This window comes from Methylobacterium sp. OAE515 (assembly GCF_041806315.1).
In the GTDB taxonomy this organism is placed as follows: domain Bacteria; phylum Pseudomonadota; class Alphaproteobacteria; order Rhizobiales; family Beijerinckiaceae; genus Methylobacterium; species Methylobacterium tardum.
Window position 1 is genome coordinate 58,055 of sequence record NZ_JBGMUV010000002.1, and the last position, 22,483, is coordinate 80,537.

General features: G+C 63.3%; 19 protein-coding genes and 2 pseudogenes. 8 read left to right on the top strand and 13 right to left on the bottom strand.

Annotated features, from left to right (window positions below; genetic code table 11):
- Window positions 1-159: 159 nt before the first annotated feature.
- Window positions 160-1,146, bottom strand: coding sequence for an IS481 family transposase (locus ABIE45_RS30475; RefSeq protein ID WP_373622918.1), 987 nt, complete (start codon window positions 1,144-1,146; stop codon window positions 160-162).
- A 69-nt stretch (window positions 1,147-1,215) separates the two neighbouring features.
- On the opposite strand from ABIE45_RS30475, the pseudogene ABIE45_RS30480 reads away from it, so the two are divergent.
- From ABIE45_RS30480 to ABIE45_RS30500, 5 genes and pseudogenes are all read left to right on the top strand, one after another.
- Window positions 1,216-1,656: pseudogene (locus ABIE45_RS30480) on the top strand (IS630 family transposase); the annotation flags it as partial.
- Between the two features lie 247 nt (window positions 1,657-1,903).
- The gene (ggt, locus tag ABIE45_RS30485; RefSeq protein ID WP_192711752.1) at window positions 1,904-3,721 is read left to right on the top strand and encodes a gamma-glutamyltransferase; all 1,818 of its coding nucleotides are present in this window, start codon (window positions 1,904-1,906) and stop codon (window positions 3,719-3,721) included.
- 296 nt (window positions 3,722-4,017) lie between these two features.
- Window positions 4,018-4,978: pseudogene (locus ABIE45_RS30490) on the top strand (IS630 family transposase).
- A 548-nt stretch (window positions 4,979-5,526) separates the two neighbouring features.
- Window positions 5,527-6,924: a glycosyltransferase gene (locus ABIE45_RS30495; RefSeq protein WP_192711753.1), complete on the top strand. Its 1,398-nt coding sequence runs from the start codon at window positions 5,527-5,529 to the stop codon at window positions 6,922-6,924.
- A 437-nt stretch (window positions 6,925-7,361) separates the two neighbouring features.
- Window positions 7,362-7,649, top strand: coding sequence for a transposase (locus tag ABIE45_RS30500; RefSeq protein ID WP_373622919.1), 288 nt, complete (start codon window positions 7,362-7,364; stop codon window positions 7,647-7,649).
- Window positions 7,650-7,686: 37 nt separating this feature from the next.
- On the opposite strand, the gene ABIE45_RS30505 is transcribed toward ABIE45_RS30500, so the two are convergent.
- Window positions 7,687-8,304 (bottom strand): PAS-domain containing protein, encoded by a 618-nt coding sequence (locus tag ABIE45_RS30505; protein ID WP_373622920.1) that lies wholly within the window; start codon window positions 8,302-8,304, stop codon window positions 7,687-7,689.
- Between ABIE45_RS30505 and ABIE45_RS30510 the strand changes: the two genes are divergently transcribed.
- Both ABIE45_RS30510 and ABIE45_RS30515 read left to right on the top strand, forming a co-directional pair.
- Window positions 8,207-9,306 (top strand): IS3-like element ISMex11 family transposase gene (locus tag ABIE45_RS30510; protein ID WP_192711804.1). Its coding sequence is split into 2 segments (ribosomal slippage): window positions 8,207-8,459 and window positions 8,459-9,306, totalling 1,101 coding nucleotides; the frame shifts between segments, so codons are not numbered across the junction. The genes ABIE45_RS30505 and ABIE45_RS30510 overlap by 98 nt on opposite strands.
- Window positions 9,307-9,520: 214 nt before the next feature.
- Window positions 9,521-10,456 (top strand): tyrosine-type recombinase/integrase, encoded by a 936-nt coding sequence (locus ABIE45_RS30515; protein ID WP_192711760.1) that lies wholly within the window; start codon window positions 9,521-9,523, stop codon window positions 10,454-10,456.
- A gap of 839 nt (window positions 10,457-11,295) precedes the next feature.
- Here the strand turns inward: ABIE45_RS30515 and ABIE45_RS30520 are convergent.
- The 11 genes from ABIE45_RS30520 to ABIE45_RS30570 form a co-directional block, all read right to left on the bottom strand.
- Window positions 11,296-12,053, bottom strand: a protein-coding gene (locus tag ABIE45_RS30520) for an IS5 family transposase (RefSeq protein ID WP_192711761.1) whose coding sequence is annotated in 2 segments (ribosomal slippage) — window positions 11,296-11,717 and window positions 11,717-12,053 — 759 coding nt in all. Because the reading frame shifts where the segments join, the coding sequence is not laid out codon by codon here.
- 383 nt (window positions 12,054-12,436) lie between these two features.
- Window positions 12,437-13,912 (bottom strand): hypothetical protein, encoded by a 1,476-nt coding sequence (locus ABIE45_RS30525; protein WP_192711762.1) that lies wholly within the window; start codon window positions 13,910-13,912, stop codon window positions 12,437-12,439.
- Between the two features lie 431 nt (window positions 13,913-14,343).
- Complete coding sequence (locus tag ABIE45_RS30530) at window positions 14,344-14,739, bottom strand: tyrosine-type recombinase/integrase (RefSeq protein ID WP_373622921.1); 396 nt, start codon at window positions 14,737-14,739, stop codon at window positions 14,344-14,346.
- Window positions 14,740-15,121: 382 nt separating this feature from the next.
- Complete coding sequence (locus tag ABIE45_RS30535) at window positions 15,122-15,286, bottom strand: hypothetical protein (protein WP_192711763.1); 165 nt, start codon at window positions 15,284-15,286, stop codon at window positions 15,122-15,124.
- A gap of 88 nt (window positions 15,287-15,374) precedes the next feature.
- Entirely contained in the window at window positions 15,375-15,716 is a 342-nt protein-coding gene (locus tag ABIE45_RS30540) for a nitrile hydratase accessory protein (protein ID WP_373622942.1), read from the bottom strand.
- An 11-nt stretch (window positions 15,717-15,727) separates the two neighbouring features.
- Entirely contained in the window at window positions 15,728-16,351 is a 624-nt protein-coding gene (gene nthA / locus ABIE45_RS30545) for a nitrile hydratase subunit alpha (protein WP_192711798.1), read from the bottom strand.
- A gap of 10 nt (window positions 16,352-16,361) precedes the next feature.
- Window positions 16,362-17,096 (bottom strand): nitrile hydratase subunit beta, encoded by a 735-nt coding sequence (gene nthB / locus ABIE45_RS30550; protein WP_192711799.1) that lies wholly within the window; start codon window positions 17,094-17,096, stop codon window positions 16,362-16,364.
- Between the two features lie 11 nt (window positions 17,097-17,107).
- On the bottom strand, window positions 17,108-17,617 hold the full coding sequence (locus ABIE45_RS30555) for a DUF1097 domain-containing protein (protein WP_373622922.1): 510 nt from the start codon (window positions 17,615-17,617) through the stop codon (window positions 17,108-17,110).
- A 30-nt stretch (window positions 17,618-17,647) separates the two neighbouring features.
- Window positions 17,648-18,655, bottom strand: coding sequence for a GTP-binding protein (locus ABIE45_RS30560; RefSeq protein WP_192711778.1), 1,008 nt, complete (start codon window positions 18,653-18,655; stop codon window positions 17,648-17,650).
- 221 nt (window positions 18,656-18,876) lie between these two features.
- Complete coding sequence (locus ABIE45_RS30565; protein ID WP_210332106.1) at window positions 18,877-19,881, bottom strand: GlxA family transcriptional regulator; 1,005 nt, start codon at window positions 19,879-19,881, stop codon at window positions 18,877-18,879.
- 194 nt (window positions 19,882-20,075) lie between these two features.
- Window positions 20,076-20,351, bottom strand: a complete 276-nt coding sequence (locus ABIE45_RS30570) for a hypothetical protein (RefSeq protein WP_192711779.1) — start codon at window positions 20,349-20,351, stop codon at window positions 20,076-20,078.
- A 350-nt stretch (window positions 20,352-20,701) separates the two neighbouring features.
- On the opposite strand from ABIE45_RS30570, the gene ABIE45_RS30575 reads away from it, so the two are divergent.
- On the top strand, window positions 20,702-22,204 hold the full coding sequence (locus tag ABIE45_RS30575; RefSeq protein ID WP_192711780.1) for an aldehyde dehydrogenase family protein: 1,503 nt from the start codon (window positions 20,702-20,704) through the stop codon (window positions 22,202-22,204).
- Window positions 22,205-22,483: the final 279 nt, after the last annotated feature.

Sequence of the window (22,483 nt, forward strand, 5' to 3'; positions counted from 1 at the left end):
CGCAGGTGCCGTGGCCATCCAAGAGATCCGGCGCGTGGCGATGCGGTTGGCGCAGCGGCGCATTGAACCTGCCTTCGTGCTCGCCTGGTCAGCTTGGCGACGTGCCCATCAAGCTACCGCTGGACAGGCCCATCTCAGAAGAAAGATGCAACTGTAACGCTACGTGTCTGGATGTGAGACCTCCTTGGCGTCTTCAACGATGCGGAGGGCGCGTTTGATGAGATTAGGACTGGGTGGTCTGTAGGTTGGGTTGGCCAATGCGGGATCAGCTTCGAGGCGCTGACGCAGCACCATTTCGGGCGAGAGCCCGTTCAGCACGCGCTGCCGGCGGCCGTTGTAGGCGGCGTTGAAGCCGCGCAGCACGATCTCCAGGTCAGCGTGGCTATAGAGCGTGATGCCGAGCACCTCCCTTTGCACCCGGCCGTTGAAGCGCTCGACCATGCCGTTGGTCTTGGGCGTGTAGGGGCGGGTCTTGCGATGCTGCACACCGTGCCGCTCGCAGGCGGCCTCGAACGCGTCGGCCGTGAAGCAGGAGCCGCGGTCAGTCAGCACGTGCGTGACCTTGAACGGAAAGGCCCCGAGCGCGTCCGTGAGGAAGACCACCGCCGAGGCGGTGGTCTCGTCGTCCTTGACGGCGAGATGCACGTAGCGCGAGGCCCGGTCGATGGCGACGTACAGGTAGCGTTTGCGCGAGACGCGGTCGCGATCCTGCAACTTGGGCAGGTGCTTCACGTCGACGTGGATGAAGCCGACCTCGTAGTCCTTGAAGCTGCCGTGCGGTCTGCGGGCCTTCTCGGCGGGCGGCAGCCGATTGAGGCCTTCCGCCTTGAGGATGCGGTAGACCGTATCCCGGTTCAGATGTGGCAAGAAGTGGCTGACGACGAAGGTCAGCGCGTCGAGGGGAAAGCCGGTGGAGCGGCGGAGCGCGCACACGATGGCGCGCTCCTCATCGCTGGCTTTCCACGGCAGCTTATGAGGTCGAGCGGAGCGGTCCTGGCAGTCGCCTGGACCGCGCTTGCGCCACTTGCGGATGGTCTCGGTCGAGACGCCGTAGCGCTTGGCCAGCACGCCGGAGCTCTCGTGCGAGCGGGCGATCTCGGCGCGCACGGCCGGGGTCGTGCGCGCCTGGGGATGGATGGCGAGCATCAGCGCTCCCTCTTGGCAGAATGGCGGCGCACACCGTCGAACCGCCGCGCATAGGCTTCGATCGCCCAACGCGCCGCATCCCAACGACGTTCCGCAACTAAACAGCACGCCTACATCTTTGGCGCGATCTGCTCCGAGAAGGGCAAGGGCGCCGGTCTCATCCTGCCCCGCTGCGAAAGCGAGGCGATGAACCTGCATCTGGCCAAGATCAGCCGCACCGTCGCTCCCCGCGCCCATGCCGTGCTGATCCTGGACGGCGCCGGCTGGCACGGCGCCCATGATCTGGCCGTGCCCGACAACATCACCCTGCTGCCGCTGCCACCCTGCGCGCCCGAACTCAACCCGGTCGAGAACGTCTGGCAGTTCATCCGTGACAAATGGCTCGGCGACCGGATCTTCACCTCCTACGACGACATCGTCGACGGCTGCTGCGACGCTTGGAACAGGCTCATCGCGCAGCCGTGGAAGATCATGTCTCTCGGCCTGCGAGACTGGGCCTATCGGTTATGATCAGTGCCGATTGGTATTAGAGCGTCGTTTTGTTAAGGGGCCGTTGTCTGGTGGCCTGACCATTCGTAGTGGCTACGTGCGACTGTGGCCGTGCTTCGCGGCCATCAGGGTCTCTTTGGGGCCAAGGCGGCTCTGAAATCACGCTGTAACAAGGCGCTGTTCTTGTGCGGCCGTCACAGGCTTCTTCTGCCGCCTCACGTGGCGTGGGGCCAAGTATCCGGTGCCTGTTTAAAGAGCTGCTTTGTACATGCGTATTAGCTCGAAGGCTCGATCGCGATTGACCGCCTTCGTCACCTCCAGCTTCGCAGCCTACGTTGTCCTCTGTAGCTCAACTTGGGCCGCCTCGGGGCCGGCCGTCGAGGCCGAGAACGGGATGGTGGTCTCGTCCCAGCGCCTCGCCTCGCAGGTGGGCGCCGACATCCTGAAGGCCGGTGGCAACGCCGTCGACGCCGCGGTGGCGGTGGCCTACGCCGAGGCGGTGGTGAACCCGTGCTGCGGCAATCTCGGCGGCGGCGGCTTCCTGGTGCTCCACAGCGCCGACGGGCGCAGCCGCTTCGTCAATTTCCGCGAGACCGCCCCGGCGGCCGCCACCCGGGACATGTATCTCGACGCCGCCGGCACCGTCGTGAAGGGCGCGAGCCTGCGCGGCTGGAAGGCGGCCGGCGTGCCCGGGACGGTGCTCGGCCTCAACACCGCGCTCGCCGCGTACGGGACCCTGCCGCTGGCCCGGGTGATGGCGCCGGCGATCGCGCTCGCCCGGGACGGGTTCGTGCTGACCCGGGGCGACACCGACATTCTCGAATCCGGCACCAAGCTGTTCGCGGGCCAAGCGAACGTCGCCCGGATCTTCCTGCGCCCGGACGGCAGCCCGTGGCGGCCCGGGGACCGGCTGGTCCAGGCCGACCTCGCCCGCACCCTCCAGGCCATCGCCGAGCACGGCGCGGACGCGTTCTACAGGGGCGCGATCCCGGAGGCCGTGGAGGCGGCCTCCCGGGCGGGCGGCGGCCTGCTGACGGCATCCGACTTCGCCGCCTACACGGTGACGCAGTCCGAGCCGCTGACCTGCCGCTACCGAGGCGCGACGATCCTGTCGGCGCCCCCGCCCTCGTCCGGCGGGACCACGCTCTGCGAGATCCTCAACATCCTCGACGGCTACGACCTGCGGGCCGCCGGGTTCAACTCGGCCCGGACCGTGCACCTGATGGTCGAGGCGATGCGGCGCGCCTACGCGGACCGCAACCTGCTGCTCGGCGACCCGGCCTTCGTGGAGAACCCGGTCGACCGTCTCCTGTCGCCGGCCTACGCGGAGACGCTCCGGGCCTCGATCCGCCCGGACCGGGCGACCCCGTCGGCGGAGATCCGGCCGGATCCCGGCCCGGAGACGCGGGAACGGCCCGAGACCACCCACATCTCGGTGATGGACAGGGCCGGCAACGCGGTCTCGCTGACCTACACGATCAACGGCTATTTCGGCGCCGGGGTGATTGCCGGCGACACGGGGTTCTTCCTCAACGACGAGATGGACGACTTCACGGTCAAGATCGGGGTGCCGAACCTGTTCGGCCTCGTGCAGGGGACGAGGAACGCGATCCAGCCGGGCAAGCGCCCGCTCTCGTCGATGGCGCCGACGATCGTGCTGCGCGGCGGTCAGGTCGCGATGGTGGCGGGCTCGCCGGGCGGCTCGCGGATCATCACGATCAACGCGCAGACGCTGATCAACATGCTCGATTTCGGCATGGAGCCGCAGGAGGCGGTGGATGCCCCGCGCATCCACCACCAGTGGCTGCCCGACACGGTCTACGCCGAGCCCTTCGCGCTCTCGGCGGACACGCAGGGGCTCCTGCGGGGCATGGGCCACACGATCGTCGAGCAGAAGCCCTGGGGCGCACAGGAACTCATCGCGGTCCGCGCCGCGGCGCCCGTGCTTCCGGAGGCCGCGTCGTCCGGCAACGACGCCTCGCGCACGGGGCGGATGCGGCCGGGCCTGCTCTACGGCGCCAACGACAACCGCAGGCCGGCCGGTGCCGCAATTGGTTCATCAGAAGAAACTCTTCGTGGGCGGTAGCGTCAACAGCCCGCAAGCGGGCTGGTGGCCTCTTTGCATCGAGATTTGCGCCGTCCGAGATCTTGAACCCGTATCCTGGTGCGTTGGCAAACCCAGCGTCCAAATACATCAAGACGATCACATAGTTTAAAATAATGAACGACTCTGTGTCATGACACCTCTTCGTTCCACCTCCTCGCTTTGGCCATCGGTAAGCGAGACGAGCGCTATATCCCGTAACTCGAGTACTAGAGCCGGTCCCGCGCCGCTTGAGACGGGTTTGCGGGTCGCGCGTTGGTGGGTGAAGGAGTTTGCTCATGCCTTCACCCCTGTCTGTGGACCTGCGCGAGCGTGTCGTGGCTGCCGTGGTGGCGGGTGTCTCCTGCCATCGCGCCGCAGCCCGCTTCGGGGTCAGCGTGTCGAGTGCCAGCCGCTGGTCGGAGCGCTTTCGCCACGAGGGCCAACTCGCCTCCAAGCCGATGGGTGGCGATCACACCTCGCAGCGCATCGAGGCGCATGCCGCGCTGATCCTGAGGATCTCCAAGCAGGAGCCGCGTCTTTTCCTGCGCGAGGTGCGCGACCGGCTGGCTGAGCAGGGCGTCCAGACCAGCACAAGCGGCCTGTCGCGCTTCTACTACCGACACGGGATCACCTGGAAAAGGGGCGACGCACGCAGCCCAGCAGGAGCGTGCGGACGTAAGAGCGGCCCGCGAGGCCTGGTTCGAGGCACAGCCCGAACTCGACCCGGACCGGCTCGTGTTCCTGGACGAGACAGCGGCTGCCACCAACATGGCGCGCCGCTATGGTTGGGCTCCGCGCGGTGAGCGCTGCCGGCTCGCAGCCCCGTTGGGCCACTATAAAACCACCACCATCACCGCCGCCCTGCGCACCAGTGCGCTGTGCGCCACCGCGCTGTTGGACGGTCCCACGAACGGCAGGCGCTTTTGCAGCTACGTCACCGACACCTTGGTCCCGGTGCTGCAGCCGGGCGACATCGTTGTCATGGATGACCTGCCTGCCCACAAGGTCGCCGGCGTGCAGGATGCGATCGAGGCCGCAGGAGCGCGGCTGCTCTACCTCCCATCCTAAAGCCCTGACTTCAACCCGATTGAGCAAGTGTTCGCAAAGCTCAAGGCGCTGTTGCGAAGTGCGGCCGCCCAGACAATTCCGGATCTCTGGGCGGCGATCCGCCAGGCATTCACCCGCTTCACCCCGCAGGAGTGCCGCAACTACCTCGTCGCAGCCGGCTACGAGAACGACTTGGCTGTCGCTACCTGACTGGGAACAGCTCTAATTCGTCAAGTCTGCGGTGGAGGGGGCAGTGTTGATATGGATGGTGGCTGTATTAATCCAAGTGTCAAATAAAACCGACAATCTTGCATGGATGAAATTTGAACAGTGCCATGTGATGTAGTTGCTGATTTTGCATGTCAGCGATAATGAAGCCATAGTCTGTTAAAAGCTCTGATTGATGGCATAAATTTCAGGTGATACCAATGCCGTCAGCACCATGGGAGCTGTTTATAGTTCGGATAAGCAGCTGTCCAAAAGCTTTAGAAAAATATCTCTACAGTCTATTACCGGAATGATGTGTTTGTCAAACTGCATTAAGCTATATCCCATGACTGCAACGATTGGTCAGCACATAACCTTGCTAGCTCACATCTGTTTGCAGACATAGCCAAGCTTTCCTCGCGCTGTCGGACGATATTTCAATCGTAACGATCGGACGTGGTTTCTGAAATCGTTCCGAAATCCGGCCGGAGTACGTCTGTCGCGGTGAACGACGTCGAAGCGCTATCCGAACGAATGTCGGCGGGATCGATGTGAAGCTCCGTCTCAGCCTGATCCAAGGTGGATGTGGCTTCAAATTCGATACGTCGGTTCATTGTCACGAAGGCGTCCCGCTCAGCAACGAACGATTTGCGAGATTTGATTTGAAGATCCTTATGGCATCGACCCCCGCTGTCGGGCATCTTAACCCACTTTTGGCGATTGCACGCCTTCTTCACTCCAAGGGCGATGACGTCATTCTCACCACAGCCACGTCGCTCGCGTCTCGTGTGACCAATGCCGGAGTGCGCTTTAAGCCGCTCGAGCTGGAGGCCAATATCGATCTCCGCCAAATCCATAAAATCTTGCCGGATTTGGAACAATTCCCACCGGGCCCGCTCAGGGAGGGCTACGTGTTCAAGCGGGTATTCCTCGACACGATGCCCGCTCAGGCGCGCACGCTTCAAGCGTTGATCGACAGCGAGAAGCCTGATGTGGTCATCGTGGATCAGATCTTTTGCGGCTCAACACCGCTCTTCCTCGACACCCGGCACCCGCGGCCGCCTCTTATTACGGTAGGAGTGAGCTTCCTGCCTCTGAATCGTCCTGATGGTGCCCCGCTTTGGTTGGGCCTGCCTCCCGCCAGCGACGCAGACACCCGACATCGCTATGCCGAACTCTCTGCTCAGGTGGATGCCTCGTTCGAGCCGGTCCTATCCTATACGAACGATCTTCTCCGTACGATGGGCGTTCCGGTCATACAAGAAGCGCTGATGCAGGCGCGCGTTATGCACTGCGACGCCTACTTGATGCCGACAGCACCGGCCTTTGAGTACGACTTCTATGCTCTGCCAAAGCATGTCCATTTTATCGGCGCTTTGCCACCTCCGCCAACGACCGTTCCATTCCCGGACTGGTGGGCGGATCTGGACGACGATCGGCGGATTGTGCTGGTCACACAGGGAACGGTCGCAAACACTGACTTAAGCCAGCTCATTGAGCCAACCCTGACGGCTCTCGCGAACCGAGATGATCTGCTTGTGGTGGTGACCACAGGAGGGCGCTCGGTGGAGGACATTGCCGTCGATGTTCCTAGAAACGCTCGGCTCGCAAGCTTCCTACCGTTTGATGCCCTGCTGCCAAAAGTTGACGTTCTGGTGACAAACGGCGGCTATGGCACGGTATCGATGGCGCTTGCACAGGGAATTCCAGTTGTGGTTTCGGGCCTGACTGAGGACAAGGCGGAGGTCGGCGCCCGAGTCGCCTGGTTTGGAGTTGGTATAAACTTAGCCTCCAATAGCCCAACAGCGGAGGCGCTGAATGCAGCAGTTGCTGAGGTTCTCGATACAGATCGATTTCGAACTAAAACCCGCCTGATGTCTGAAAACTTTAGGACGACTGATTTCTATGAAAATATATCGACCATTATAGCTGACCTTGTTCCGAACTAGACCGGCTTTATGTCAGCGGAAAAACTAAAAATCCTTCCGTTCTGCTACAGCATCAAGTTGGAGATTTCGTTTTCATTTGCCGTACGGTAAGATTCATGGGCCTGCACAAGTATGCCTAAGTCAAGGCTCTAAAGAACGTTTTCGGCACAACCTTATACTCCTCTTGTGCTAGCCGCAGCTGGAAGGCAGCAGCAGTTTCGGCAGAACGGCTTATTGCAGGTCGCTGATCCCGTCGTTTTGTTTCTCGTCGTTAAAGAACCGAATAGGGCCACTTGGTTAGATTGCGGGCAATGGGGCTTGCAATGCGGCGTGTGAGGACTTCTTAGATATAGATGCCTCAGCTCGACTTTGGCCAATCGGACCGGTCGTCGAGTATGTGAGGTGACGAAGCGGGCGTGACGGATAGGCCGGTGGCGTCCCCGCCAAGAGAGCCCGCCATGTTGCCCCTGCCCATCCGCTTCGCCGGGCTCATCCTGGCGTTGTCGCCGCTGTTCATCCACCGCTCCTGGCGGTATGCCCAGCTGTTGCTGGTCGGCGCGATCCTGACGCCGGGCCGCCGCACGGTGACGAGCGTCCTGCGCATCATCGGCCGCGCGGAGGAGCGGCGGTTCGCGAACGTCCACCGCATCCTCAACCGCGCTGCGTGGTGCCCGCGCTCCGGCAGCCGTATCTTGCTCGGGCTCCTCGTCGATGCGTTCGCGCAACGCGTCCCCGTGGTCCTGTGACTGGACGACACGATTGAGCGCCGCCGCGGCAAACGGATCAATGCCAAGGGCATCTACCGTGATCCGGTTCGCTCCGCTCTTGTAGCCTGGCGTCGCCGTCGAGCTTCGCCCGGACGAACTCCAGGTTCCCGAGGATGACCTGCAGCAGGTTGTTGAAATCGTGCGCGATCCCTCCGGTCAGTTGCCCGACCGCCTGCATCTTCTGCGCCTCGCGCAGCACGGCTTCGGCCTGGGCGCGCTTGGTCATGTCCGAGATCGTCAGGACGAAGCCGCCGTCCGGCATCGGCGTCCGGCGGATCTCCAAGTGATGGCCGTCGGCGCGCTCGCGCTCGTAGGTGACCGCCTCGCGGGGGTTCCGGCTGCCGTGCCGGACCTGATCCTCGCTCTCCAAGGCGGGGCGACCGGGCTCGCCGGTATGCTCGGCGAAGGTGCCGTAGCCGGTGCCCGACCGGAGCATGCCCTTCGGCAGGTCGAGCAGTGACGTCCCCCCATCGCTTTGGTCCGGCGTGAGTGCGAGTTTTCCGGTTGTGTGAGACCCTGATGGGAGGAGCAGAGCCGTGAAGAAGGGCAGGTTCACCGAGGAGCAAATCGCCTTCGCGCTGAAGCAGGCGGAGACCGGGACACCGGTCGCGGAGGTGCTGCGCCGGATGGGCATCTCCGAACAGACATTCTACCGTTGGAAGAAGCTCTACGGTGGCTTGGGCACAGGCGAGCTGCGGCGGCTGAAGCAGCTTGAGGACGAGAATCGCAAGCTCAAGCAGCTCGTTGCCGATCTGAGCCTCGACAAGCACATCCTGCAGGACGTGCTCGCAAAAAAGCTCTGACGCCTGATCGGCGACGCGCGCTCGTGCACCAGGTTCAGGCGGCACACGGGGTGAGCGAGCGGCGCGGCTGCGCCGCGCTCGGCGTCGGCCGGTCGGGCGTCCGCTACCGCTCGACCAAGCCCGATCAGGCACCGCTGCGGATGCGCATCTGTGATCTGGCCAAGAGCCGGGTGCGCTATGGGTACTTCCGGATCTACATCCTGCTGCGCCGGGAGGGCTGGCGGGTAAATCACAAGAGGGTCCACCGTCTCTACCGGGACGAGGGGCTCAGCCTGCGGCTCAAGCGACCGCGCCGGCACGTCAGCGCGGCACACCGCGAGCGTCAGCCTGCTGCGCTCCGGCCGAACGAACGCTGGTCGATGGACTTCGTCTCCGACGCGCTGTTCGACGGCCGCCGGCTGAGGGCCCTGACGGTCGTCGATGCGTTCACGCGCGAGGCTCTGGCGATCGAGGTCGACCAGGGCATCAAAGGCGAACAGGTCGTGGCTGTCGTCGGCCGCTTGGCGCTGCTGCGCGGAGCACCGTGCGCGATTCAGGTCGATAACGGGCCTGAGTTCGTCTCGAAAGCCCTCGACCGCTGGGCCTACGAGAACGGCGTCACGTTGGACTTCTCACGGCCTGGCAAGCCGACCGACAACGCGCTGGTCGAGTCGTTCAACGGCCGTCTGCGCGACGAGTGCCTGAACGCGAACTGGTTCTTGTCGTTGGCCGACGCGAGGAGCAAGATCGAGACGTGGCGGCGGCACTACAACGAGAGCCGTCCTCACACCGCCCTGGGGTGGCGGACGCCCCAGGAATTCGCCCTGGCGGCGGCCATCCAGGCCGCCGAATGAGATCCGGAGGCTCACCTTTCGGCCGGACCAAGATCCGGGGGACCCTCAGGCTGAAGCACGCGTCTCGTGCAGGGCGTCAGCAGGTCGTTGAACCGGCTCATGGGGAGCACCTCTCGAGCGATCTGGGGCTCTGACCAGAACGGTACAAGTGATAACCCTTCCTTATCACCTGCTGGGTCAGATCGGCTGCATCGCAGCCGCCTAGGATCGGACCGTGACCCAGCTCCCCGTCGTCTCGCTCGCGGACACGTACGCTCGCCAGGCGCTGTCGAAGGCCACTGCGAGGGCCTATCGCGCAGATTGGAACCACTTTCTCGACTGGTGCGACTCGCGTGGCGTTTCCGGACTGCCGGCCTCGGTCCAGACGGTGTGCGACTATCTCGCCTCAATGGCGGAGACCCACGCTCGGGCCACCATCGAGCGCCGTCTCGTGACGATCGCTCAGGCCCACAAGATCAAGGGACTGCCATGGACCTCAGGTCACCCGCAGATCCGAGCGACGCTGCGCGGCATGTTCCGGCTGCACGGCAGACCGCAGGTGAAGGCGGCAGCAATCGAGTTGGATGAGATCCGTGCGATACTGGCCGTCATGCCGAGATCTACAGTGGGTCTTCGCGACCGGGCAATCGTCCTGCTGACCTTTGCAGGCGCGATGCGGCGATCCGAGATTGCACGGCTGCAGCGCCAGGACGTAGCGATCGGCAAAGACGGCTTACGCATTCTTTTGGTCCGTTCAAAATCCGACCAGACTGGTGAGGGCCAGGTTCTCGGCATTCCACGCGGGACCAATAAAGAAACATGCCCCGTCGAGGCGCTTGTTCGGTGGCTGCAGGCGGCACCTGCGGACGGCGCGATTTTTCGTAGTATTCGCGCGGATGGAACCGTTCTCGAGTCGCCTCTTCACCCGAACTCATTAGGCGAAATCGTGAAGAAACGTGCTTCGCTCGCCGGTGTCACGACAGCAAGCCCGAACGAGCGGATTTCGGCTCACGGATTGCGGGCAGGCTGCATCACATCCCTCTATCGAAAAGGGGTTTCTGACGAAGCCATCATGGGGCACTCGCGCCATCGGGATTTGAAAACGATGCGCGGCTACGTCCGCCGCAGCAAACTAATGACCGAGAGTCCAGTACGCCAATTGGGATTGTAGGCAAACGTAATCTACTGGCCTCCTGGAGCCCGCCTCCGAGTGAATCCTTTACTGTGCGCCACCGCCCGCTAAGTCATTGACGTATTGATTTCTCAGGATAATCGAGCGTGGATCGGTACACAAAGCCGGGGCACAGCCGACCATGGTCCTGAGAATGGCGAGACACGCTAAGCGCAGCGACTCCACACAGCATCAGTTCAGACACAGAATGCCAGCGGACGTTGTTGAGCGCGTCCGCTCGCAACTCCTCGTGATCGATCTACCCGCAGTCGGGAACGTTCGCGCTCAGCGTCTGACGGCTACGATCGGCGACGTGAAATTCTCCCTCCGGACGAGAGACGGCGAAGTTGCGACTGTGCACCCTCCCGTTACTCACCGACCTGTGATCGTTTCAGCCCGTCGGGAAACGCCTTGCCGATTTCCGTAGTGTTCGCCGGGGATCAGCTGAGTTTTCAGCCGATGTGATCGATACTTCGGACTAGGGTCTGCCTATGGCTGTGCGCTTCCGCACGTCGGTTCGAGGATCCAAACCCTATCGGTGGCTACCCCACTCCGGACCGGAAACACTCCGGCCACAACCAGACGGCACTACCCTCACATGATCCTACCTCTCGCCCAAGCACTCGGCCTCGCGGTCTGCGCTATGGTCGCGTGCGCGATCTATTTGACTTCGCTTGTGCAAGCGCGTCGCTGCTCGCCCCCCGAGCCGATCGCTGCGGCCATCCTGGCACGGCATGGTTAACGATCCGTCACCGAGATCCCGCTCTGTTCACGGGCACGCGTAACAAGCAACTCATCCGCTCGCCGCATTCGCTTTCTGTTCTAGGGTTTGGCCTCGATCAGCACCAGAAGGCGATGACGGCAGCCAGGGCGACGGCAGAGGCGTAGTTGCGGGCGAGCTTGTCGTACCGGGTGGCGATGCGGCGGAAGTCCTTGAGGCGGTTGAACGTCGCCTCGATGCGCCAGCGCTCCCGGTAGCGCCGCTTGTCGTGACGGATCCTTCTCTTGCGGCCGCGCTTGCCCGGGATGATCGGCATGATGCCGCTTCTGCGTAGGTCAGCGCGCAGCCAATCGGCGTCGTAGCCCTTGTCGGCGCTCAGGCGGCGGATCCGGCCCGGCGCCTCGGCCAGGACGGCCGGAGCGGCGGTGACATCGCTGGCGTTGCCGGGCGTCAACAGGAGCACGCCGGGCCGGCCGAGGACATCGGTGAGGGCATGGACCTTGGTCGTCTGGCCGCCGCGCGACGGGCCGATGGCCTGGGCCTGCGCCCCCCTTTCCCACCGTGCGCCGAGCGATGTGCTCGCACGTAGGTGCTGTCGATGGCAGCCGCCTCGCCCGACCAGCCGGCCTTGGCCAGGGCCGCTAACATCGCCGTCCAGAAGCCACGCCGGGACCAGCGGTTGAAGCGGTTGTAGACGGTCGTGCGAGGCCCGTACGCGGCGGGGCAGTCACGCCAGCGGTCGTCCGAGGTGAGCACGTGCAAGATGCCGGAGATGATCTGCCGGTCGTCCTTCCGCTCCGGTCCGGGCTGATCCTTGGGGATGAACGAGGCCATCACCGCCCACTGCTCGTCCGAGAGCCAGAACAGGTCCGCCATCGCCGCCTCCACGGTGTAAAAGGCGGCCCTGAATCATAAAACGACAAACCCTGCAATGGCTTGGTTCGGTTCACACCCTAATGCAATCCCGATTGAAGCGCTTCTGCGGGTTGCTCGCTTCGATGCGGCTACGCCCGGCGAGCGGGAGGATTTGCACGGCGCTATGTGTCAGGCCCACCATGGCGACTGGCCGCCTACCAATTAGTAGGTTTATTGCGGAACGCAAAAAACCCATTCAAGCCGTCATTCGAGGCAGACGCACCCAAAATGACCTGCGCTGGCTCGAAGCTCTGCAACAATTGAGTGCGCTCGGACCAGGAACTTACAGGATTCATAAAGGCCTGAATGAATATAGGACGCAGCTACATCAGGTGATCCACGCTCTAATTCCCCCTTGGATACGTAGCATCGTCCGTATCGTTCACCACGGCATTCAGAGCGGCGCACAGCACGTCGTTAACTTCACCCTCAATGGTCGAAGCATCGGAATTTCCGTCAATTATTGACGCCTTGCCATCATCCGGCAAATCCTCGGGCGGCTGATTCAAGTTTACCTTCTGACGATATTCCAGCCAATATGTTAACAGTCCAAGTCTCAAAGTTGTTAAATGCTCATGTAGGACCGGAGTTTCACCTCCCTCGCGATATAGCGCGCGCCCTTTGCGAATACCCATCAACGAATGTGTTGTTGATAAGCGCTTGTTGCTTCGGATCATAAGGTCGCTACAGATATTTTCGAGTTTCAGCTCTGCTTCCGCGGAGATGCCTGGCAAGCCATTCTCTCTCCCCGACGCGCGTCGGACCAGTCTTTGACTGTAAATTTCCCCTGCGAGACGGTAGGCACCAAAAATCTGCGAGAGTGACGCCGTCGCTCTTAGATCGCCATCAGCGGACGCCTCAGCGGACATATCCCGAACGCGCTCAGCCTGTTGTGCGGCGGTATTTATGTTGAGCCTAAGTATCCCAATCATCTCTGAATTGATATGCGAATTAAGAGCGGCAATTTTCTCGCTGAACCTGATTGTCAGCGAATTCTGTCGAACAAACCCGGGCAATATGACATCTCGTTTAAATACATTCGTGTAGCGAGAGCGGTAAGCGGTGGCGGAATCGGATACCTGATCTTTGTTAATCACTGCGCCGGCTACAGCGCATAGTAGAGCACTTCGACTTAAATCGTTCGGCGATATTGACGAAGGCGCTTGGTCAAAATTGTACAAATCCAAATTCAGCAATTTAAAGAATTTTGCCACGAGCTCAGAGCAAAAGGAACCCGTAACGAGATTGATATCGGCACGATCTTGAAACCGCAAAAACAGCTCGAGCGCCTTTCTTACCGTAGGAACAAATTTTGTTGCTTCCAATAGACGATGCAGCTCGGAATATGCCTTGTAGAACTCAGACTCCTTAAGACTGCGGGTGGCTGAAATTATCTCTTCCTGAGAAACCAAATGAATGTTCTTATGCCTTAATAGTAAGGCAGATTTGGTTCCTGGAGCCGTGCAGTAACATAACTGCCGGTGAAATATTTCTCCTTCCAGATATAATCTTTCTGGATAGGACTCGCCGACGCCGTGATCGTCAGACTCTATCAGATGGAGCGATTGGCCGACTATCTTCCCGTCCTCATCTTCTAGCCTAAACGGAAGCCAGATTGCTGCGTGAGAATAAAGACCGCCGGTTGCCGCGGCAATCAAGGCTGATTCATGCCCTGGTCCTCTGGTTAGTAGAATATCTCCAGCCTGAACTGCCGCACTGACGATCAAGGGGCAGCGGTCACGTATGGCGGATGCACTCAGATACCTCTCGTCCGGAGATGATATATCTGGTTCAACAGCAACACTAGACGCTTTTTCCATGGCAGATTCACCTTCAGCTGATTGCATACTAGAAGCGGGCTTGTTGACTTTGCACGCGCGCAACTTTTATCAACCTAACTGTGCCGTCGATAGCTGAGTAAAGTTGTAGCGGACCTTTACCGAGGTGGAAGATGAGCAGTTATGCTGCGGGTAAGTGAAAGTTAACTTCAACGTCCTCATTCCTGGCCATTGACCTGCATCAGCATGTGATCTAGCCCGACGGCGACAACCTCGACACAGACGGCTCCCTCAGTGATGATCGACACCTTCACTTTGGCACAGAAATGCCGTCGGGGGACGCCTCCCATCAGATTCGATCATTAAGCGGCCCTTCGTCCAGAATGGGCAGGCACAACCATCTTGGCACGCGATACACGACCGTGATACAAATCGGCGAACGGCGGCTCACCCGTCTCAAAGATTACAATGACTTAGCGGCAGGCAAGCCGAGTCCTTTCCTGGGCACCAATCGCTGGAATTATCCTTGATTTCATTGCGATTTCTCTGCTGAAAGTCCCACCGGCTCGCTTAGCCTCTAAAAGTGGGACACTACCTGAGCCCAAGCAATCCAGGTCAATGAGATGCATGGCACCGCCGGCGAGCCGCTTCTGCTCCGCCTTGCGGGTGTAGTGCTCGGCCAACTTGGACGTCCGCCCCCCGAACATCGCCATCACCTGCCGATCGGTCGCGCCGTTCTCGGCCGCGAGCGTAGCCCCGGTCTTCCGGAGGCCGTGAGCTGAGCAGTAGGGCAGGGTGGCTTCCCGGCACCGATCCTTGAACCAACTACCGAATCCGTTCGACGTGAGTGGCTGGCCGCGCTCGGTCACCAGGAACGTAAGGTTCTAATTCGGGCAGGCCACGATCACGGCACGCAGGACCGGCAGCACCGGCACTTCCAGCGTCATACTTCACGGTATTGCCACGGACGTAGGCGTGGGCCGACTTGGCCATCTTCTGAATCCGCTGCCGCTCCAAGACAATCGCACGGTCGTCAGCTCCGAAGTTTCGGGTTTCGGACATTGCGTCCACCTACGTACGCTCGGCGGCCAACATTCCAGGCCGCTCCATCCAACGCGTCGGACCGGACGGTGGTCGCGCGTCGTATCGTCTCCGCTGTGGATTATCAGGACAGCGAAATCGCGTGGGTCTCGCCGAATGCCAATGTTGGTCCGACGTCGGCGGTTCAGGTCGCCGGCACCCACGAGGCGATCAGAGGTGCGGCGCGTCAACCCCGTACAGCCACTTGGGGCAGACGAGCGTCTCGACGTAGCTCTCGCCTGAGCAGCGACCGATGCTCTCGCGACCCTCCTCCCGAGCTTCGAGTGGCCCGCTCTCGGCCACCAGGAACCGCAAAGCGGAATTGGAAGGATGCACGCTTGTCGTCTCCTGCCATCGTTCGGGTACTCGGTTGGGAACGTGTCGCCCCCTCCTTCGCCAGCAGGTGCCTCGCAGCAGCGCGACCTCAGAGGGCCGAATCGCTTGAACTGAGCATCGAACTTGCCGCTGGGATCTGCGGCAGGACGTTGGCCCGCGTCACGGCTTCGAGAGCGTTCAGCCAGCACTCGTAGTAGTCCCAACCCGGGTCGTCGCGGGAATGGGACGCCTCCCAGGCCGCGATCTCCGCGATCAACGCCTGCCTGAAGTCCTCCCATTCGAAGTGGCCGTCCCGGGCAAGGGCCACGGCTAAACCGAACGCCTGCCGTTCCCAGGGCTGATGGAAGCAGAGGCTGCCGTTGGCACGGGGCGGCGTGTCGGGCTGGCCCATCATGCTCGCGACGGCGAAGTGCTCGAAGCTCGTCTGCACGACGGATGCCCTCACGCCGCTTCAGCTTGGGCGACGGCCACGCCCATCATCGCCTCCGGCGTGACCAGCTTCGCGAGGTCGTCCTCGCTCATACCCTGGGTCCCATCCGGCCGCTCCGGAACGACGAACCAGCGGATCTGGGCCGAGCTGTCCCAGGTGCGAATCTCCTTCGCGGGATCGACGTCCAGGCCGAACTCCTTGAGCACCGCCCGCGGCTCCCTGGCCGCGCGGGCACGGAAGGACGGGTCCTTGTACCAGTAGGGCGGCAGTCCCAGCACCGGCCAGGGATAGCAGGAGCACAGCGTGCAGATGATGAGGTTATGGACCTGCGGCGTGTTCGCGACGGCGCGCATGTGCTCGCCTTCCGCGCCAGCCGCCCCCGTGGGAAGGCCGAGCTGGGCGACAGCCGCCATCGTGTCGGTCACGAGAAGCGCCTTGAAGGCGTCATCGGTCCAGGCTCTCGCCACGAGCTTGGCGCCATTGAACGGCCCCATCTCGGTGGCGAAGGTCTGCATGACCTTGTCGACGGTCTGATCGGTGATCACGCCCTTCTCGATCAGCAGGGCCTCGAGCGCCCGCACGCGCGCCGCGTTGCGCGCTTCACGGTCCTGGGGATAGGCGAAGCGGTCGGTCATCGGTGATCCCTCACGCGGCGGCCCGGTCCTGGACCGGGCGTACGTAGGCGTCGAACAAGTCGGCGTAGATGAAGAAGCCGGGCTCGGCGTTGCCGGGCCAGAGGTGCTGCGGGTCGAACTTCACGCAGTAGACCGGCATGGCCGGGCCGATGCCGTCGGGTCCGGTCGAGCACAGGTAGCTGAACGCGTCGTCGTAGACGGTCTCGACGACCCCGACCTTGTTGCGCAGGTAGCCGGGCAGGCGGGTGTGCTCGACCGTTTGCGGGTCGGCGACCAGCACCGTGTCGCCCACGGAGAAGCGCGGCTTGTCCGCCCATTGGTGCCAGGGCGAGTCGCCGTCCATCAGGTACTTGTGGATGCGGTCGTCGACCTCCGGCGTACCGCCCGACGGCAGCGGCTTGGCCGGATCGGCGAGGTACTCGTCCGTGCGTGCGTCGAGCTCGGCCTGGGTGATGTATCCGTTGGCGACGAAGTAGCCCGAGATGCCGCCCAGCCATTTCTCGTAGTAGCGGTACTTGAAGTAGTCGAACGGGTTCATGGCCTCGGCGCCCTTGCGCAGGTCGGCCCAGGTCCAGACCGTGCGGAAGGTACTGGAGGTCTGCGGCAGGTTGAGCTGCGGGCTGAGCGCCATCATGGCGGTGTGGATGCCGAAGATCCGCTCCTCCCAGGGCTCGACGAAGACGCGCAGTTCGGGCTGGATGGGGTCGAGGCCTTCGAGGCCGCCGAGGGTGTGCTGGAGCTTCATGGAGCCTCCTTTCAACGGGCCGGCGCGGGGGCGCGGGGTCGTTCGGTCAGCATCTTCGCCAACATCTCGGAGACGATGCCGAAGAGGGCGCCGACCAGCATTGAGAACCCGGCCACGAGGGTTGGGTGTGTGAGCGCAGCGTCGAGCACGCCACGGCCGGTCGCCTGGGTCGTGCCCACCAGCGAGGCGAAGCCGAACACGATGGCCGGAGGATAGCCGAGGAAGCCGGCCGAGGCGGCGAGGATCATGAGGCCGCTGCCGAGCCCGACCGATATGGCCGCGAGGGTCGGCGAGCCTGGTGCCGTCGCGATGGCCAGCAGGCACAGGCTGGCGATCACGATGCCGACCCAATTCGACGTGACCGACTTGACGAAGCCCGCCAAGCCGCCGCCGCAGGCGAAGAACGAGGCCCAGGCGATGAACGTCACCCAGACCGGGATCGGCAGGACCGTGGCGGTCAGGAAGGTATCGAGACCGCCCAGGACGGCGATGCTGGAGGCAAATGCGAGGGTCGGTGGCATGGCTGGTCGTCTCCCATCTCGTGAGGCCTCTCAGGCCGCTTGCGCCGCTCGGCATTGAGCCAGGCCGGCCGCGATCTCCCGGGCATCGAGATTGCGGCCGATGAATACGACATCGCCGCGACGTGGCTCGCCGGGACGCCAGGGCTTGCCGGGCCGGCCGTCGAGGGTCATGTGCACGCCGTGAAAAACGTAGCGCCGCGCCTCGCCGACGAGAGCGACGATGCCCTTTACACGCAGGATGTCGGGCCCCTTGGCCTGCACGAAGCGATTCAGCCACCGGAAGAACGTCCTCGGATCGAGGTCTCCCTCTGGGCGAAGCGAGACGCTCGCGATGGTTTCGTCGTGCTCGTGCTCCACCTCCGACAGAAGTTCCGGCTCGATGGCAAGCGCGTTCTTGAGGTCAAAAGCGCCGATGCCGAGCACCTCGTTAGCCGGCACCGATCCGTCTCGCATGCGCCGGATGTGGGCGAGCGGATTGATGCGGCGGAGCTCGGTCTCACAGGCATCCAGGGCAGCCTCGTCCACGAGGTCGGTCTTGTTGAGGAGGAGGAGGTCGGCGAAGGCGATCTGCTCCCGCGCGACGTTCTCCCCGCCCGCGGCCTCGACCTCCTCGCCCATAGACAGCCAGAGCGGGTTGTGACGGGCATCGACGACGGTCACGAGCGCATCGAGCTCGGTTCGTGCCCGGAGATGCTCGTCGAGCATGAAGCTCTGGATGATGGGGGCCGGATCGGCGAAGCCCGTAGTCTCGATCAGGATGCGTCGCACCGGCTTCGGCCGAGCGAGCAGGCGCCCGATGGTTGTGACGAGGTCGGCGCGGACGGTGCAGCAGATGCAGCCATTGTTGAGCTCGATTACGTCTTCGTCGACGCCTACCACCAGTTGGCCGTCGATGCCGACCTCGCCGAACTCGTTGACGATGACCGCTGTCCCCTCGGCCTCGCCCCGTGCGAGCAGTTGGTTAAGGAGAGTGGTCTTCCCAGATCCCAGGAAGCCCGTGAGCACCGTGACAGGCACTCTTGCTACCGTCGCCGCCATGCGTCACCTCGACCGTGTTCCGCTTCGGTGCCGCGAAGATTAGTTGGGCTGTCTTCCAGGCGTACAGTTTGGCGTTACGACAGATCCCGCCAGATCGAACGCAGTTTCGGACGCGCCGGGTGGCATGCGCGTTGATTGAGCAACCAATGCCGAGCGCGTTCGCACTTCATTTTGCTCGATGGCACAGGCTCGGGACGGAAGCCTGCTTGCCTCACTACTCATCACAAGCTCGGGTCTCGGGTCATGCTGGCCACGACCGGGACTTGGAAACGTCGGCGGTAGTCGCCCGGGGCAGTCTGAAGATGCCGCAGGAAGGCGCGCCGCATGGTGTCGGTCGATCCGAAGCCGCAGCGGAAGGCGATCTGCTGGATGGTCAGCTGCCCTGCTTCGAGGAGGCCGCGTGCGGCCTCCACCCGTGCCACCTCGACGAAGCGAGCCGGGCTGGTACGGAGCTCGTCGTGAAACAGGCGGGTCAAACTTCTCTCGCTGACGCCCGCATGGCGCGCCAGCTGCGGGACCGAGAGGTCGGCCGACAAGTTGTCTAAGACGAAATCCAGAACCTGACCGAGTTGCGCGTGCTCGGCCAGCTGTGCCTGCAGGTGCACGCTGAACTGCGACTGTCCGCCTGGCCGGCGCAGGAACACGACTAACGCGCGCGCCACGGCCAGCGAGATGGCGGCGCCGCAATCCTGCTCGATCAAGGCCAGGACAAGATCGATCCCCGCCGTCACGCCGGCCGAGCTGTAGAGGTTGCCGTCCCGGACGAAGATCTGGTCCGGCTCGATGTGGACCCTCGGGTACATCTCCGAGAGCTGCTTGGCGAACTGCCAGTGAGTGGTCGCTCGCCGTCCGTCGAGCAGGCCAGCGGCCGCGAGCACGAAGGCACCGTTGCAGATCGAACCGATGCGACGGGTCCTCGGCGCAATCCCGGCGAGCCATCGCAGGAGCTCCGGATCCCTGCTCCCCTCCTCGAAATCTGGGCTGCCGGCGACTAGTAAGGTGTCGAATGGCTCCTTCACCTCGCCGATGAGGCAGTCGGGCAGCATGCGTATCCCGGAGGCGGTGGTGATGGGTCCGGGCTCCGTTCCAAGGAGTGTGACCTTGTACGCGACGCGTGCGCCGCGGATCTGACCGGCCTGCGCGAACGCGTCGGCAGGTCCGACGACGTCCAACGCCTGGGATCTGCGGGGGGCTACGAGCCCCACGGTGATGGCCTTCGCGTCCATCGTCATCCCCTTCGAGCCCGGCTCCCTGCGCAGTCGGCACAGGCCGTTGCCCCGTCTGCCGCGATGGGCCGAATGATCTTGCCCACGTGGGGACAGCCGGGACGGGCGCCGTCAGGCGGGACGGCGCTTTTCGTCGCGTGCAGACACCGTGCCGTGCGGCCTGGCGGCCGTTCCGAACGGTCGGCAGATAAACCTCAGCCGTGCTGGCCGCAGCCTACCGCGTGCGCGCATCCGGGCCAGTAGGAGGCCCGTATTACGCTGCAGAAGTTCCCCTTGCGGCGGCCCTGCTCCCTGTCGGCGATCACGTAGGCCGCGGAGTTGCGGAAGGTGTTGTCCGGCTTGTGCTGGATGCTGTCGTAGAAAGCTTGGATGATGTCTTCCTTGTAGCCCGGGATGCGGGGATAAGCCGTGACGACCGTCTCGCGCTCGGCATCGGAATACTGGCTTTCGATCAGGCCCAGAACGTCCATCTCGGCGCTGGCCGCGACCAGCGCGGCAACCGGATGCGCGTGGATCGGTATTGCTGGGCGTGAAGTGGGGCGCTATGGCAGTTAAGACCAAGTATAAGTCCGCCGCAGTGTGTATTTAAGATTGATATCCGCTATGCAATAATTCTACATGGTACCGGTAATATAGGTCAGAGGCGGTCTTCAGCATTACCTGAAGGCTCGGGCGATGCCGCCGGATCTTTGGTCTACATCGTCACCCGAATGAAGCTCATCGGTGTGGGCCCCTGCGCCCACGCCGTCCGAACGCCGGGTTGCTTTTGGAAACGGCACAGCTTGGTCTCCGCACCGAGTTTGCCCTATGCCCCACTCCCATGATGACCAAGATCGCACGCCTCACGGCAGGGACCCCGGTGCCTTTCGGCGGCGACCGCGTGGCCGTGATCACGCAGGAACTGGCGGAGGCCTTCCAGCCCGGCGATCATCTGCTGATCCTGCAGGAGACTGGGGACCTCCTCCACATCCCGGCGGCACAGATCGCAGTAGCGGCCGCCGCGGTGGACCGAGCGCACAATTCCTTCTTGGCAATGTCGGCCATATCGGATCAGGCCATCGACCGGTTCTTCGACTGTTTCGCCGCGCTTCTGGAAGACGCTTCGGCTTGGCATGCCATCGCGGAGGCGAACCGGCAGGATGTCGAGCGCGCCCAGAGCAGTGGCCGTTCGACTACCCGCCTGGTCGCAACGGACCGGATGCGGAAGGACATGATTGCGGGCTTGCGGGCGTGGCGTGACAGCGAGACACCGCGCGGTCGCGTCGTCGAACGCATCGTCCATACCGGCTGGACCATCGAGCAGGTGGCGGCACCGCTCGGGGTGGTCGGCTTCGTCTTCGAGGGTCGCCCGAACGTGCTGGCCGATGCAGCGGGCGTCCTGCGCAGCGGTAACACGGCCGTCTTCCGCATCGGCAGCGACGCACTCGCCACCGCACAGGCCATCATGCGGCACGCCCTGGTGCCGGCGCTCGATGAGGCCGGCCTGCCGCCCGGGGCCATCTCGCTCGTCGAGAGCCCGGAACGGTCGACTGGCTGGGCGCTCTTCGCGGACCGCCGGCTCTCGCTGGCGGTGGCGCGAGGCTCGGGTCGGGCGGTGGCCCAGCTCGGAAGCGTCGCCCGGCAGGCCGGCACGGCAGTTAGCCTGCACGGAACCGGAGGCGCTTGGATGGTTGCCGACCGGGACGCGGATGCGGGGCGCTTCTCCGCAACTGTCGAAGCCTCCTTGGACCGGAAGGTGTGCAATACGCTGAACGTGTGCTGCATCCATCGCGCCCGGGTGCCGGACCTAGTGCCGGCCTTCCTGGCGGCCCTGGAGGCCGCCGGCCGAGCGCGCGGCTTCGGATGCAAGCTTCACGTGGTCGTGGGCGACGAGACCGTTCTGCCGGAGGCCTGGCGTACCGCCACCGTCCGGGTCCGGCGCGCCGAGGGCGAACGCACCGAGCCGCTGACGGAGATCCAATCGGAGGGTGATCTCGGCCACGAGTGGGAGTGGGAGGACACGCCCGAGGTCAGCCTGAAGATCGTGGACGATCTCGATCACGCGGTCACGCTGTTCAATCGCCACAGCCCGCGTTTCGCCGCATCGTTGATCAGCCGGGATCCGGAAGCGCATCGGCGCTTCTACGACACGGTGAACGCGCCCTTCGTGGGCGACGGGTTCACCCGGTGGGTCGACGGGCAATATGCCCTGAACCAGCCCGAACTTGGGCTGTCCAACTGGCAGAGCGGCCGTCTCCTCGCCCGGAGCGGCATCCTGTCTGGAGGCGGCGTCTACACGCTGCGCAGCCGCGTCACGCAGGACGACGCACGACTGAGGCGGTGAAAGACCGGAAGGCCGCGGGATCCACGCGGCTGCTGTCGGCCTGGACTTCGGCATAGCCCGTGTCGCCCGACGCGGCCATGAAGGGCCGCGGGCGGGAGGCGCCCCGGACGCTCTGCGGGCGCAGCGCAATCCTTCGGTCACCGGATCGCTCGAGGCTCAACGCCACGACGCCCTCGATGCGACCCTCGGCCCCGCCGGTCAGATCGACGGCTGATGTTTGATCCCGGGGTTTTATGGTGCACTCTTCACGTTGGAGTGGAGGGACGCGCTATGGGCCAG